A 13954-nucleotide genomic window follows, 5' to 3' on the forward strand; every position below is an offset into this window, starting at 1 on the left:
TCGCGGAGCATGGATGCCGAACACTGTCGACGAAATATTGTCTACAGTATGGAAGATGGGTCGGCAAGGGTCCGCGCGGAGACTGTGTGCAGGCAGCCGAACGCCGCCGACGCCGAGCCCATGGCGCCGACGGGACGGCGACGGGTCCCCTCGTACGGCAACTGCTCCCGGAATCAAGGGTGTTCGACGCCGAGAAGGTGCCCCCGCGCCGACCGTTCGGCGCACTCTGCATACCGCTCAACGCATACGGTCGACGCGCCGCCTTCTCAACTCCCTTGTCACTCCCTACCGTCCGGGATCATGAGTCCCCCAGTCGCACCCCCGGCGTGGAGCCGTTGGCTGGTTCCGCCCGCCGCTCTCTCGGTGCACCTCTCCATCGGCCAGGCCTACGCCTGGAGTGTCTTCAAGCCGCCGCTCGAATCCTCCCTGAACCTCAGCGGCACACAGAGCGCGCTGCCCTTCCAGCTCGCGATCGTCATGCTCGGCCTGTCGGCCGCGTTCGGCGGCACCCTCGTCGAACGCAACGGCCCGCGCTGGGCGATGACCGTCGCCCTCATCTGCTTCTCCTCCGGCTTCCTGATCTCCGCGCTCGGTGCGGAGACGAAGCAGTTCTGGCTGATCGTCCTCGGCTACGGCTTCGTCGGCGGGATCGGCCTCGGCATCGGCTACATCTCACCGGTCTCGACCCTGATCAAGTGGTTCCCGGACCGCCCCGGCATGGCCACCGGCATCGCCATCATGGGCTTCGGCGGCGGCGCGCTCATCGCCTCCCCGTGGTCGGCCCAGATGCTGAAGTCGTTCGGCTCCGACAACACCGGCATCGCCCAGTCGTTCCTCGTACTCGGTCTTTCGTATGCGGTCTTCATGACACTCGGCGTGCTGCTCGTGCGGGTGCCGCGCACGGCGGACCTCAAGGCTGACGTCAAGGACGCAGCGAACACACCCAGCGTCCTCTCCGGCATACAGGTCTCCGCCAACAGCGCCGTCCGCACACCGCAGTTCTGGTGCCTGTGGGTCGTCCTGTGCATGAACGTGACCGCGGGCATCGGCATCCTGGAGAAGGCCGCCCCGATGATCACGGACTTCTTCGCGGACACCTCCACACCGGTCTCGGTGTCGGCCGCCGCCGGCTTCGTCGCGCTGCTCTCCGCGGCCAACATGGCGGGCCGTATCGGCTGGTCGTCGACCTCCGACCTGATCGGCCGCAAGAACATCTACCGCGTCTACCTCGGCGTCGGCGCGGTCATGTACGCGCTCATCGCACTGTTCGGCGACTCCTCGAAACCGCTGTTCATCCTGTGCGCCCTGGTGATCCTCTCCTTCTACGGCGGCGGATTCGCGACCGTGCCCGCCTACCTCAAGGACCTCTTCGGGACCTACCAGGTCGGCGCGATCCACGGCCGGCTGCTCACCGCCTGGTCCCTGGCCGGCGTCCTCGGCCCGCTGATCGTGAACTGGATCGCCGACCACCAGAAGGACGCCGGCAAACACGGCGCCGCCCTCTACGACACCTCCTTCCTCATCATGATCGGGCTGCTCGTCATCGGGTTCGTCGCCAACGAACTCGTCCGGCCCGTCGACGCCCGCCACCACATCCCCGCCCCGAGGGAGGCCGCCGATGTCGAACGACAGCAGTCAGAGCCCGCCTGACCGACGGCCACTGATCGCCTTCGCCTGGCTCTGGGTGGGCGCGCCACTGGTGTACGGCGTGTACGAACTGATCCTCAAGGCGAAGCAGCTCTTCACCGGCTGAATGTCCGGTCAACACCGTCGATCCCGGGACGGATGACAGAAGCCGACAACCCGGACGGCAGTTTCCTGTGGCATCACCTGCCGCCGTACCCGCGAGTCACTGGCAAGACTGGTTGATCCCGCTACCCAAGGCAACGAGGGGGACCACCCAATGAACGGCACGCGGATCGCCGCCGTCGGCCACTACCAGCCCGCCAAGGTACTCACCAACGAGGACCTGGCGGGCATGGTCGACACCAGCCACGAGTGGATCACCTCCCGGGTCGGCATCAAGACCCGCCACATCGCCGGGCCCGACGAACCCGTCGACGAGCTGGCCGCGCACGCCGCCGCCAAGGCCCTCGCCGCCGCCGGCCTGACGCCCGGGGACATCGACCTGGTCCTCGTCGCCACCTCCACGGCCATCGACCGCTCCCCGAACATGGCCGCCCGCGTCGCCGCCCGCCTCGGCATCCCGTCGCCCGCCGCCATGGACATCAACGTCGTGTGCGCCGGCTTCACCCACGCCCTGGCCACCGCCGACCACGCCGTCCGCGCGGGAGCGGCCGTACGGGCCCTGGTCATCGGCGCCGACAAGATGTCCGAGGTCACCGACTGGAGCGACCGTACGACCTGTGTCCTCGTCGGCGACGGAGCGGGGGCCGCCGTCGTCGAGGCCGCCGACGAACCCGGCATCGGACCGGTGCTGTGGGGTTCCGTGCCCGAGATGGGGCACGCGGTACGGATCGAGGGCACGCCCCCGCGATTCGCGCAGGAGGGCCAGAGCGTCTACCGCTGGGCCACCACCCAGCTCCCGCCCATCGCCCGCAAGGCCTGCGAGAAGGCCGGTCTGACCCCGGCCGACCTCGCCGGCGTCGTCCTCCACCAGGCGAACCTGCGCATCATCGAGCCCCTCGCCGAGAAGATCGGCGCCGTCAACGCGGTCGTCGCCCGCGACGTCGTCCAATCGGGCAACACCTCCGCCGCCAGCATCCCCCTCGCGTTCTCGAAACTCGTCGAACAGGGCGCCCTCCGCACCGGCGACCCGGTCCTGCTGTTCGGCTTCGGCGGGAACCTGTCCTACGCCGGCCAGGTCGTCCGCTGCCCGTGACCTGCGCATACGCTCGCCCGCGTCGACGGATGTGACGAGGCCGACTCCCGCACCCCGTGGCTACTGTGCGCCGTAGACTGTAGACGAAAGACAATCGATACTTGGTCCTACGGCCACTGACTGCTGTCTACTGTCCGCTGTGTACAAAAAGCTGGTGCTGCCCAGGAGGGGGACCGCGATGTTGTCGCAAGGACTGCCGCAGGGGGCGGTGCCCAAGCTCGAACGACCGGGCCCGCTGCGCGACCGTGTCTACGAGGCGCTGCTCGAACTCATCACCACCCGCGCGCTGCAGCCCGGCCAGCATCTCGTCGAGAGCGAACTCGCCGGGCACCTCGGAGTGTCCCGGCAGCCGGTGCGCGAGGCGCTGCAGCGGCTCAACACCGAGGGCTGGGTCGATCTGCGGCCCGCCCAGGGCGCCTTCGTGCACGAGCCGACGGAGGAGGAGGCCGACCAACTCCTCACCGTACGCACGCTGTTGGAGGCCGAGGCCGCCCGGCTCGCCGCCGTCAACGCGGGCAAGGCGGGCATCGCCGTCCTGGAGGAGCTGTGCGCGGAGGGCGAGCGCGCCGTCGACGCCGACGACGTGGACGCCGCCGTCGCCATGAACGCACGGTTCCACGCGAAGGTCATGGAGCTGGCCGGCAACGCCGTCCTCGGCGAACTCGCCGCGCAGGTCGACCGCCGGGTCCGCTGGTACTACACGCCGGTGGCCCGTCAGCGCGGTCTGACGTCCTGGATCGAGCACCGTCGTCTGATCGACGCGATCGCGGCCCGCGACGAGCTGCGCGCCAGCCTGCTGATGCGTGAACACACCGAGCACACCCGGCGGTCGTATCACGAGCGCGCCAAGTCCTGAGCCGGGCGATGGCCCTCCCGTATCGAGGAGGGCCATCGGGCAGGTCTGCGCCGGTGCGGTGGGGCGAACTGTCAGGCCGCGGGCTGTGGTTGGGGAACCCGGGTCAACTCCCTGTCCCCGCGCCCGGGTTGGCGCAGCAGGAGCGCGATCGCCGCCGCCACCATCGAGACTCCGCCGGCCAGCGCGTACGCGCCGTTGTAGCCCCAGGCCGCCACCACCATCGAGCCGAGGCCGCCGCCGAACAGGCCGCTGATCAGCTTGCCGCTGTACACCAGGCCGTAGTTGGTGGCGTTGAAGTTCTCGCCGAAGTAGTCCGGGGTCAGGGCCGCGAACATCGGGTAGAACGCACCGCCGCCGAAGCCGGAGAGGAAGGCGAAGAACAGGAACAGCCACTCGCTGCGCAGATGTCCGGCCCAGATCACGCCGAACTGGGCGAGGCCCAGGACCAAGATGACGAAGACCAGGGTGAGTTTGCGGCCCCAGAGGTCGGACAGCCAGCCGACGACCGCGCGGCCGATGCCGTTGATGACGGCCATGACGCCCATCGAGGAGGCCGCCACCAGCGGACCGAAGCCGACGTCCTTGGCGAAGTCGACCTGGAAGGAGATCCCGAAGATCGACACCCCGGCGGTCAGCACGATCGACAGCCACATCAGCGGCAGCATGCCGGTGCGGATGGCCTCCTTGGGGGTGAACTGCCGTACGGCGGGCGGGTTCTTGGCGAGACTCGTCGCGCTCTTGTCGTTGCCGCCGTAGGTCAGCGGATCGATGTCGGCGGGCCACCAGTTCTTCGGCGGGTCCTTGAAGAAGAACGCGCACCCGAACACCACGATCAAGATGTAACAGCCGATCAGATCCAGGACCCGGTGGTAATTCCCGGTGTCGAAGGCGTAGTTGAAGATGAAGATGAACGGCAGCGACCCGTAGGCGAAGCCGCCGTTGACGAACCCGGTGCGGGCGCCCCGCCGTTCGGGGAACCACTTGCCGACCATGTTGATGCAGGTCGCGTAGACGAGGCCGGCGCCGACACCGCCGATCACGCCGAAGCCGACGATCGCCAGCCACACGTTGTCCAGGTGGGACAGCGCGAGGAAACCGATCACGCACATGACGGAGCCGATGTACATCGCCTTGCGGGCCGTGAGGATGCCCTTCTCCCGCAGCCAACCCGCCGGGAAGGCGATGCCGGCCTGGAAGAAGACCCAAATGCTCAGGATCCAGAAGGTGTTGCTCTGCGTCCAGCCGTGCGCGCTGGACAGGGTGTCCTCCGCGGAGCCGTACGCGTACTCGAAGACGCTGATCGCCATCATGGCGATCCAGGGGAGGTAGATCATGATCTTGCGTGAGTGGCCGAGGATGTCGCGGTCGGTCTCGCCGACGCGGTATATGCGGCCGTTGGCGTCGGTCACTTCACGGTAGGGACGGTTCGCGGCGCCGGATTCGTTCGTGGTGATGGGATCTGCGGTCATGTCACGCCATCTCCTCGCCGAGCGGGTGCGGGTTGGGGGCGATACGCCGGGCGCTGGGCCTGCCCGGAGCCTTGAGGAAGAGCGCCAGCACCGCGGAGGCCAGGCCCACGGAACCGGCCAGCACGAACGCGCCGTGGTAGTCCCACTCACCGACGACGACCGCGCCCAGACCGGAGCCGACGAGCCCCGAGATCAGCTTCGAGCTGTAGACCATCCCGTAGTTGCTGGCGTTGTTGTTCTCACCGAAGTAGTCGGCCGTCATGGCCGCGAACAGCGGGAAGATCGCCCCGCCGCCGAAACCCGAGACCATGGAGCAGAACAGGAAGAACGGCATGCTGCCCATCTGGCCCGAGACCAGCACACCGAACTGGGCGGTACCCAGCACAATGCATACGATGATCAGCGTGTGACGGCGGCCGAAACGGTCGGAGATCCAGCCGATGACCCCGCGCCCGGTGCCGTTCACGATCGCCTTCAGGGACATCGCCGTGGCCACGATCCCGCCCGCGAAGCCCATGTCCTTGCCGAACGGCACCTGGAAGGCGATGCCGAAGATGTTGATGCCGGCCGTGCACAGCAGACAGAACCACATCATCCAGAGCACGGGGGTACGGGCGGCCTCCCTGGGTGTGTACTGCTTGACGGCCGGCGGGTTCTTCTCCAACGCCCGCCGGATCCTGGGGTCTTGGGCCGCCTTGAGCGGATCGACGTGCGCCGGCCACCAGTTCTTCGGCGGATCGCGGAAGAACCAGCCCGCCGAGGCCACCACCAGACACAGTCCGACGCCGACGAGGCTGAGCAGCACCTTGTAGTTGCCGAGATCGAGCACCGAGGTGAACAGGAACACGAACGGCACGGACCCGTAGGCGAATCCGCCGTTCACGAAGCCCGTCTTGCCGCCCTTGCGCTCCGGATACCACTTGCCGACCATGTTCACGCAGGTCGCATACACAAGACCGGCGCCGATACCGCTGCACATACCGAATCCCAGATACGCAACGAGCAGATTCGGCGCGAACGCCAGCGCCAGATAGCCCAGCAGCGTGCCGAGCGCGCCGATCAACATGGCCGTACGGGCCGGGAGTCTGCCGCTCTCGCGCAACTGCCCGGCGGGGAAGGCCACGGCCGCCTGGAAGAACACCCAGACGCCCATCAGCCAGAAGATGTGCCCACTGCTCCACAGATGCGCGTCATGGAGCGTCTCCTCCGCCGACGTGAACGCGTACTCGGCGGAACTGATGCCCATCATGCCCACCCAGGGCAGGACGACCATCCACTTGCGCGTACGGCCCATGATGTCGACATCGGATTCACCGATGCGGTACACGCGGCCGTGACGGTCCGTCACCTCCCTGTGGGAGACGGACGTAGGGTAGTCCGTTGTTGCCATCGCTCAGTGCCCCTTGCGTCGAAAGTTCTGGCCAGCGCCCCCTGTCCAATGCCTTTCGCGTGCGCACGGGTCCCCGGGGCCGGCCGACCGCACTGTCGGCCGGCCCCGCGTCGGCTCACGTCATGAACCACCGCCCAACAGCCCTGCCGCGCGCGCCCATTGGTACTTCGCGCCCAGCACCGCCACCGGCTTCTCGGTCGTGTACGGGTACGCCACGACCCCGCGCTCGTACAGGTACTGGCAGGCCTCCTCGACCTCGACGTCACCCGCGAGCGACGCCACCACCGGCTTCTCGATCCCGCGCTCCTTGAACTCGGCGACCACGCGCGCGGTGAGCTCCGCGAAGACCATCGGGGGAGTGACGATGGTGTGCCAGTAGCCGAGGACCAGCGCGTGGATGCGCGGATCCTCCAGGCCCAGCCGGATCGTCGCCTCGTACGTCGACGGCGGCTCGCCCCCGGTGATGTCGACCGGGTTGCCCGCCGCCCCGAAGGGCGGGATGAACTTCCGGAAGGACGCGTCGAGATCCGGCGGAATCTCCATCAGGGAAAGGCCGTTGTCGGTCACCGCGTCCGAGAGGAGCACGCCACTGCCGCCGGCTCCCGTGATGATGACGATGTTGTCGCCCTTGGGAGTGGGCAGCACAGGCAGGCCGCGCGCGTACTCCAGCATGTCGTTGAGCCCGGGGGCACGGATGACACCGGCCTGCTTCAGGATGTCCGTGTACACCGCGTCGTCGCCCGCCAGTGCGCCTGTGTGCGAGCCGGCGGCCTTCGCACCCGCCGCCGTACGCCCCGCCTTCAGGACCACAACTGGCTTGAGGGGTACGGTCTTTCGGGCCGCCTCGACGAACGCGCGGCCGTCCTTGAGGTCCTCCAGGTGCATCGCGATGCACTCGGTGTGCGGGTCCTCGCCGAACCAGGTCAGCAGGTCGTCCTCGTCCAGGTCCGACTTGTTGCCGAGCCCGACGATCGCCGACACACCCGTCTTGGTGGTCCGCGCGAAGCCCAGGATCGCCATCCCGATGCCACCGGACTGCGAGGTCAGCGCCACCCCGCCCTTCACGTCGTACGGCGTGCAGAACGTGGCGCACAGGTCCTGCCAGGTCGAGTAGTAGCCGTAGATGTTCGGCCCTAGGAGGCGGACGCCGTAGCGCTCGGCGATCGCCACGATCTCGTCCTGGAGCGCGACTTCGCCGGTCTCGGCGAACCCGGAGGGGATGAGGACGGCGTTGGGGATGTTCTTGCGCCCCACCTCCTCCAGTGCCGCTGCCACGAACTTGGCGGGAATGGCGAAGACGGCCACATCCACCTCACCGGGAACGTCCGTGACACTCTTGTACGCCTTGCGGCCGAGGATGTCATCGGCCTTGGGGTTCACCGGATGGATCTCGCCGGCGAAGCCGCCGTCGACGAGGTTGCGCATCACCGAATTGCCGATCTTGCCCTGCTCGTTCGAGGCACCGATCACGGCGACCGAGGTCGGCTCCATCAGGCGGCGCATGGTCGTCAGGATCTCGTCGCGTGTATACCGTCGACGGGGTACCGGCTGCGACTCGGCGAGGATCACGCGGATGTCGGCCGCCACCGCGCCCTGGGGCGTCGCGATCACCGGGTTCAGGTCCACCTCGGCGATCTCCGGGAAGTCCGCGACCAGTTGGGACACCCGGCGGATCTGTTCCGCGATCGCCCACCGGTCGACGGCCGGTGCGCCGCGCACCCCGCGCAGGATCTCCGCCGCCCGGATCGAGTCCAGCATGGACAGCGCCTCGTCGGCGCTCACGGGTGCCAGCCGGAACGTCACGTCCTTCAGCACCTCGACCAACACCCCGCCGAGCCCGAACGCGACCACCTTCCCGAACGTCGGGTCGGTCACCGCCCCGACGATGACCTCCTGGCCCTGCGGCAGCAACTCCTGTACCTGGACGCCCTCGATGCGGGCGTCGGCGTCGTACGCCCGCGCGCTGTCGACGATCTTGTGGAACGCGGCCCGTACGTCCGCCGCACCCTCGACCCCGACGATCACGCCACCCGCGTCGGTCTTGTGCAGGATGTCGGGCGAGACGATCTTCATCACGACGGGCCCGCCGAACCGCGCCGCAAACGCGACCGCCTCGTCGACGTCCGTCGCCAACTCCTCACCCGGTACGGCGATCCCGTACGTGTCGGCGATCACCTTGCCCTCGGGCGCGGTCAGCGCGGATCGTCCCTCGGCCCGCACGGAGTCGAGGAGCGCACGCACCCTCAGGACCCGGTCCTCTGTCATCACGTCAGATCACCCCGTTCGACTTGAGGAGGCGCAACTCTTCGTCGCCGAGGCCGAGTTCGCCGATGTAGACCTCTTCGTTGTGCTCGCCGAGCAGCGGTGAACCGGTCACCTCCACGGGGGAGTCGGAGAGCTTCAGCGGGCTGCCGACGGTGACGAACTCGCCGCGCTCGGGGTGCGGCACCGTCACGACCATCTCGTTGGCGACCAGCGACTCGTCCTCGATGATCTCCCTGGTCGAGAGGATCGGCCCGCACGGGATGTTGTGGGCGTTGAGCCGCTCCAGCACCTCCCACTTGGGCAGCGTGGCGGACCACTCCTCGATCAGTTGGAACATCTTGGTGAGCTGCGGCAACCGGGCCTCCGGCGTCGCCCACTCGGGGTCCTCGGCGAGTTCGGGCCGGCCGATCAGCTCGGTGAGCGGCCGCCAGCCGACGGGCTGCACGATGACGTACACGTAGTCGTTCGGGCCGCCCGGCGCGCACTTGACCGCCCAGCCGGGCTGGCCGCCGCCGGACGCGTTGCCCGAGCGGGGCACCTCGTCGCCGAAGTCCTCGTTCGGGTACTCGGCGAGGGGACCGTGCGCCAGGCGCTGCTGGTCGCGCAGCTTCACCCGGCACAGGTTCAGCACGGCGTGCTGCATGGCGACGTTGACCCGCTGGCCGCGGCCGGTGCTCTCGCGCTGGAAGAGTGCCGCCAGTATCCCGGCTACTGTATGCACTCCTGTGCCCGAGTCACCGATCTGAGCGCCCGTGGCCAGCGGTGGCCCGCCCTCGAAACCGGTGGTCGACATCGAGCCGCCCATCGCCTGCGCGACGACCTCGTACGCCTTGAAGTTGGTGTACGGGCCGTCCCCGAAGCCCTTGATCGACGCATACACAATGCGGGGATTGATCTCCCGTATGCGATCCCAGGTGAACCCCATACGGTCGACCGCGCCAGGACCGAAGTTCTCGACCATGACGTCGGAGCGCCGGATCAGCTCGGTGAGGATCTCCTTGCCGCGCTCGGTCTTGGTGTTGAGGGTGATGCTGCGCTTGTTGCAGTTGAGCATCGTGAAGTAGAGGGAGTCGACGTCCGGGAGATCGCGCAACTGCTTGCGCGTGATGTCGCCGGTCGGCGCCTCCAGCTTGACGACGTCGGCGCCGAGCCAGGCGAGCAGTTGGGTGGCGGAGGGGCCGGACTGGACGTGCGTCATGTCGAGGACGCGGATGCCTTCAAGTGCCCTGGCGGTCATGGCCGTTGACCTCACTTGTACATCGTCTGGTTCATGGTTCCGGGGGCGTACGCGTCCGGGTCGACCCAGACGTTGATCAGCGACGGTTTGCCCGACTCGCGGGCGCGTTGCAGCGCGGGGCCGATGTCGGCGGGGTCGCGGACCTCCTCGCCGTGACCGCCCAGCATCTGGGCGAACTTGTCGTAGTGGACGTCGCCGAGGGTGTTGCCGACCCGCTCGCGCTCCGGGCCGTACTTGGCGGCCTGGCCGTAACGGATCTGGTTCATCGAGGAGTTGTTGCCGACGATGCCGACGAACGGGAGGTCGTAACGGACGAGGGTCTCGAAGTCCCAGCCGGTGAGGGAGAACGCGCCGTCGCCGAACAGCGCGACGACCTCCTTGTCCGGCCGCGCCTGCTTCGCCGCGAGGACGAAGGGGACGCCGACGCCGAGGGTGCCGAGCGGGCCCGGATCCATCCAGTGGCCGGGGGACTTGGGCTGCACGACCTGTCCGGAGAAGGTGACGATGTCGCCGCCGTCGCCGATGTAGATGGAGTCCTCGGTGAGGAAGTCGTTGATCTCGCTGACCAGGCGGTACGGGTGGATCGGTGAGGCGTCCGACTTCAGGCTCGGCAACCGCTTCTCGATCGCGGCCTGTTCGGCGGCCCGCAGCTCGTCGAGCCACTCCTTGCGCCGGGACGCACCGCCGTTGATGCGTCCAGAGGCGGCGTCGGTGACCGACTTCAGTACGAGCCCCGCGTCGCCGACGATGCCGAGGTCGATGTCGCGGTTCTTGCCGACGGTGCGGTAGTCGAGGTCGATCTGCACGACGGTCGCGTCCGGGGAGAGCCGCTTGCCGTAGCCCATGCGGAAGTCGAAGGGCGTGCCGACGATGACGATGACGTCGGCGTGGGAGAAGGCGTACCGGCGCGAGAGTTGGAAGTGGTGCGGGTCGCCGGGCGGGAGGGTGCCACGCCCCGCGCCGTTCATGTACGCGGGGATGTTGAGGGTGCGGACGAGGTCAATGGCTGCCCGGGTGCCGCGAGTTGTCCACACCTGGCTGCCCAACAGGATCGCCGGCTTCTCGGCGTGGACGAGCAGGTCGGCGAGCTTCTCGACGGCCTCGGGGTCGCCGGCGGAGCGGGTCGAGGCGCGGTAGGCGCCGGGCTGCGGCACCCGCGCCTTGCCCACCGGCACTTTCGCGTCGAGGACGTCGCGCGGGATCTCCAGGAAGGAGGGGCCGGGTGCGCCGTGGTAGCACTCGCGGAACGCCATCGACACCATGTCGGCGGCGCGCGCCGTGTCCGGCACGGTCGCCGCGAACTTGGTGATCGGCGTCATCATGTCGACGTGCGGCAGGTCCTGAAGGGACCCCATCTTGTGCTGGGTGAGGGCCCCTTGGCCGCCGATGAGCAGCATCGGGGACTCCGCGCGGAAGGCGTTGGCGACACCGGTGACGGCGTCGGTCGTGCCGGGGCCCGCGGTGACGACCGCGCACCCGGGCCTGCCGGTGATGCGGGCGTAGCCGTCCGCCGCGTGGGCTGCCACCTGTTCGTGGCGTACGTCGACGACTTCTATGCCCTCGTCGACGCAGCCGTCGTAGATGTCGATGATGTGGCCGCCGCACAGGGTGTAGATGCGGTCGACCCCCTCGGCCTTCAGGGCTTTGGCGACGAGATGACCACCGGAAATCACGTCCTGGGTGTCGTCGGGCATGGCGGAGTCCTGTCCCTTCGTAGGGGGTTGGAACGCTCTCGCGGTACATTGCATACAGTCGACGAATACTGTATGAAACTTGTTATCCCGCATCCGGTGGGTGGTGTCCAGGGGGCGTGCGGCACTTTCAGGAACAGGAGCCGAGATGGACCTGTACGAGCACCAGGCAAGGGAACTCTTCGAGGAACACGGCATCTTGGTGCCCCGGGCCGAGGTCACCGCCTCGTCCAAGGAGGCACGTGCGATCGCTCGCCGGCTGGGCGGACGGGTCGTGGTGAAGGCGCAGGTCAAGACCGGTGGACGCGGCAAGGCGGGGGGAGTGAAGTTCGCCGCGGACCCGGCCGCCGCCGAGCTGACGGCACGCCGGATCCTCGGCATGGACATCAAGGGCCACACGGTCGGCGCGGTGATGCTGGCCCAACCCGTCGACATCGAGAGCGAGTTCTACGTCTCCTACGTCCTCGACCGGGCGGCGGGCCGCTTCCTCGCGATCGCGTCCGCGGAGGGCGGTACGGAGATCGAGGACATCGCCGCCCGTCGACCGGATGCGGTCGCCCGTATACACATCGACCCGGCGGAGGGAGTCACCTCGGCCAAGGCAAGCGAGATCGCCGCAGCGGCCGGACTGCCGTCGCAGACCGTCGACGTCCTCGTACGACTGTGGGAGGTGCTGGTCCGCGAGGACGCCGTCCTCGTCGAGGTCAACCCGCTGGTGCGCACCCGGCAGGGGCAGATCCTCGCCCTCGACGGCAAGGTCACCCTGGACGACAACGCCCGCTTCCGACAGGCCCGTTGGGGCGTCGAGGGTGCGGCACACGACGATCCGCTGGAGGCCGCGGCCGCCGCGAAGGGGCTCAACTACGTCAAGCTCGACGGCGAGGTGGGCATCATCGGCAACGGCGCCGGGCTGGTCATGTCGACGTTGGACGTGGTCGCCGGCTGCGGTGCCCGTCCCGCGAACTTCCTCGACATCGGCGGCGGGGCATCCGCCCAGATCATGGCCGACGGGCTGTCCGTCATCCTCTCCGACCCGGCCGTGAAGTCGGTGTTCGTCAACGTCTTCGGCGGGATCACCGCATGCGACGCGGTGGCCGACGGCATCGTACGGGCCCTGGAATCAGTGGAGTTGACCAAGCCGCTGGTCGTCCGGCTCGACGGCAACAACGCGGCCCGCGGCCGGGCCGTCCTCGACGGGTACGCGCATCCTCTGGTCCAGCAGGCCACCACCATGGACGGTGCCGCCCGCCGCGCCGCCGACCTCGCCGACGCACGCTAAGGAGCCGGGACATGGCGATCTACCTCACCAAGGAGAGCAAGGTCCTCGTCCAGGGCATGACCGGCGGCGAGGGCATGCGGCACACCCGCCGGATGCTCGCGGCCGGCACGGACGTCGTCGGCGGCGTCAACCCGCGCAAGGCGGGCCGCACCGTCGATTTCGACGACCGGGCCGTCCCCGTCTTCGGGTCGGTCGCCGACGGTATGCGGTCGACGGGAGCCGATGTCACCGTCGTGTTCGTGCCGCCCGCCTTCGCCAAGGCGGCCGTGATCGAGGCCGCCGACGCGGGCATCGGCCTCGCCGTCGTCATCACCGAAGGCATCCCCGTCCACGACTCGGTCGCCTTCACCGCCCACGCCCGCGCGCAGGGCACCCGGATCATCGGCCCGAACTGCCCCGGCCTGATCACTCCCGGACAGGCCGACGCGGGCATCATCCCCGCGGACATCACCAAGCCGGGCCGTATCGGCCTGGTCTCCAAGTCCGGCACGCTCACCTATCAACTCATGTACGAACTACGGGACATCGGCTTCTCGACCTGCGTCGGCATCGGCGGGGACCCCGTCGTCGGCACGAGCCACATCGACTGCCTCGCCGCGTTCCAGGACGACCCCGACACCGAACTCGTCGTCCTCATCGGGGAGATCGGCGGCGACGCGGAGGAACGGGCTGCCGCGTACATCCGCGACCACGTCACCAAACCCGTTGTCGGCTACATCGCCGGCTTCACCGCGCCCGAGGGCAGGACCATGGGTCACGCGGGCGCCATCGTGTCCGGCTCCTCCGGTACGGCGTCGGCCAAGAAGGAAGCGCTGGAGGCCGTAGGAGTCAGGGTCGGACGCACGCCGTCCGAGACCGCCCGACTGGTGCTGGACCGCCTGGAGGCGGCGTGTGATGCCACTCATGGCTGATGTGACGTCACTCA

11 protein-coding genes are annotated in these 13954 nt (G+C 68.5%); 6 read left to right on the forward strand and 5 right to left on the reverse strand.

From position 1 onward, the window contains the following. Window positions 1–300: 300 nt before the first annotated feature. From OG223_RS42845 to OG223_RS42860, 4 genes are all read left to right on the forward strand, one after another. On the forward strand, window positions 301–1650 hold the full coding sequence (locus OG223_RS42845) for an L-lactate MFS transporter (RefSeq protein WP_329261190.1): 1350 nt from the start codon (window positions 301–303) through the stop codon (window positions 1648–1650). Further along, window positions 1619–1753: an MFS transporter small subunit gene (locus OG223_RS42850; protein WP_317881296.1), complete on the forward strand. Its 135-nt coding sequence runs from the start codon at window positions 1619–1621 to the stop codon at window positions 1751–1753. The genes OG223_RS42845 and OG223_RS42850 overlap by 32 nt, the downstream gene beginning before the upstream one ends. Before the next feature lie 150 nt (window positions 1754–1903). Next, on the forward strand, window positions 1904–2842 hold the full coding sequence (locus tag OG223_RS42855; RefSeq protein WP_329261193.1) for a beta-ketoacyl-ACP synthase III: 939 nt from the start codon (window positions 1904–1906) through the stop codon (window positions 2840–2842). A 178-nt stretch (window positions 2843–3020) separates the two neighbouring features. Beyond that, a complete protein-coding gene (locus OG223_RS42860; RefSeq protein ID WP_329261195.1) occupies window positions 3021–3698 on the forward strand; it encodes a GntR family transcriptional regulator in 678 nt (225 codons plus the stop codon). 71 nt (window positions 3699–3769) lie between these two features. Here OG223_RS42860 and OG223_RS42865 read toward each other — a convergent pair whose 3' ends face one another. From OG223_RS42865 to OG223_RS42885, 5 genes are all read right to left on the reverse strand, one after another. Next, on the reverse strand, window positions 3770–5167 hold the full coding sequence (locus OG223_RS42865; protein WP_329261198.1) for an OFA family MFS transporter: 1398 nt from the start codon (window positions 5165–5167) through the stop codon (window positions 3770–3772). Window position 5168: 1 nt separating this feature from the next. Next, window positions 5169–6557 carry an OFA family MFS transporter gene (locus OG223_RS42870; RefSeq protein ID WP_329261201.1) on the reverse strand — a complete coding sequence of 463 codons (1389 nt, stop codon included), beginning with the start codon at window positions 6555–6557 and terminating at the stop codon, window positions 5169–5171. A gap of 120 nt (window positions 6558–6677) precedes the next feature. Further along, window positions 6678–8822 carry an acetate--CoA ligase family protein gene (locus OG223_RS42875; protein ID WP_329261202.1) on the reverse strand — a complete coding sequence of 715 codons (2145 nt, stop codon included), beginning with the start codon at window positions 8820–8822 and terminating at the stop codon, window positions 6678–6680. A gap of 4 nt (window positions 8823–8826) precedes the next feature. Then, window positions 8827–10059, reverse strand: a complete 1233-nt coding sequence (gene frc / locus OG223_RS42880) for a formyl-CoA transferase (protein ID WP_329261204.1) — start codon at window positions 10057–10059, stop codon at window positions 8827–8829. A gap of 11 nt (window positions 10060–10070) precedes the next feature. Then, window positions 10071–11753, reverse strand: a complete 1683-nt coding sequence (locus tag OG223_RS42885) for a thiamine pyrophosphate-binding protein (RefSeq protein WP_329261206.1) — start codon at window positions 11751–11753, stop codon at window positions 10071–10073. Between the two features lie 145 nt (window positions 11754–11898). On the opposite strand from OG223_RS42885, the gene sucC reads away from it, so the two are divergent. Together sucC and sucD are read left to right on the forward strand one after the other, a co-directional pair. Further along, window positions 11899–13029, forward strand: coding sequence for an ADP-forming succinate--CoA ligase subunit beta (gene sucC, locus OG223_RS42890; protein ID WP_329261208.1), 1131 nt, complete (start codon window positions 11899–11901; stop codon window positions 13027–13029). An 11-nt stretch (window positions 13030–13040) separates the two neighbouring features. Next, window positions 13041–13940: a succinate--CoA ligase subunit alpha gene (sucD, locus tag OG223_RS42895; RefSeq protein WP_329261210.1), complete on the forward strand. Its 900-nt coding sequence runs from the start codon at window positions 13041–13043 to the stop codon at window positions 13938–13940. Window positions 13941–13954 lie beyond the last annotated feature (14 nt).

The sequence above is a fragment of the Streptomyces sp. NBC_01478 genome (genome assembly GCF_036227225.1).
Taxonomy (GTDB): Bacteria; Actinomycetota; Actinomycetes; order Streptomycetales; family Streptomycetaceae; genus Streptomyces.

Excerpts from the sequence above, each read along its gene's own strand:
- OG223_RS42845 (WP_329261190.1), top strand. The coding sequence starts at position 301 with ATGAGTCCCCCAGTCGCACCCCCGGCGTGGAGCCGTTGGCTGGTTCCG.
- OG223_RS42850 (WP_317881296.1), top strand. The coding sequence starts at position 1,619 with ATGTCGAACGACAGCAGTCAGAGCCCGCCTGACCGACGGCCACTGATC.
- OG223_RS42855 (WP_329261193.1), top strand. The coding sequence starts at position 1,904 with ATGAACGGCACGCGGATCGCCGCCGTCGGCCACTACCAGCCCGCCAAG.
- OG223_RS42860 (WP_329261195.1), top strand. The coding sequence starts at position 3,021 with ATGTTGTCGCAAGGACTGCCGCAGGGGGCGGTGCCCAAGCTCGAACGA.
- OG223_RS42865 (WP_329261198.1), bottom strand. The coding sequence starts at position 5,167 with ATGACCGCAGATCCCATCACCACGAACGAATCCGGCGCCGCGAACCGT.
- OG223_RS42870 (WP_329261201.1), bottom strand. The coding sequence starts at position 6,557 with ATGGCAACAACGGACTACCCTACGTCCGTCTCCCACAGGGAGGTGACG.
- OG223_RS42875 (WP_329261202.1), bottom strand. The coding sequence starts at position 8,822 with ATGACAGAGGACCGGGTCCTGAGGGTGCGTGCGCTCCTCGACTCCGTG.
- frc (WP_329261204.1), bottom strand. The coding sequence starts at position 10,059 with ATGACCGCCAGGGCACTTGAAGGCATCCGCGTCCTCGACATGACGCAC.
- OG223_RS42885 (WP_329261206.1), bottom strand. The coding sequence starts at position 11,753 with ATGCCCGACGACACCCAGGACGTGATTTCCGGTGGTCATCTCGTCGCC.
- sucC (WP_329261208.1), top strand. The coding sequence starts at position 11,899 with ATGGACCTGTACGAGCACCAGGCAAGGGAACTCTTCGAGGAACACGGC.
- sucD (WP_329261210.1), top strand. The coding sequence starts at position 13,041 with ATGGCGATCTACCTCACCAAGGAGAGCAAGGTCCTCGTCCAGGGCATG.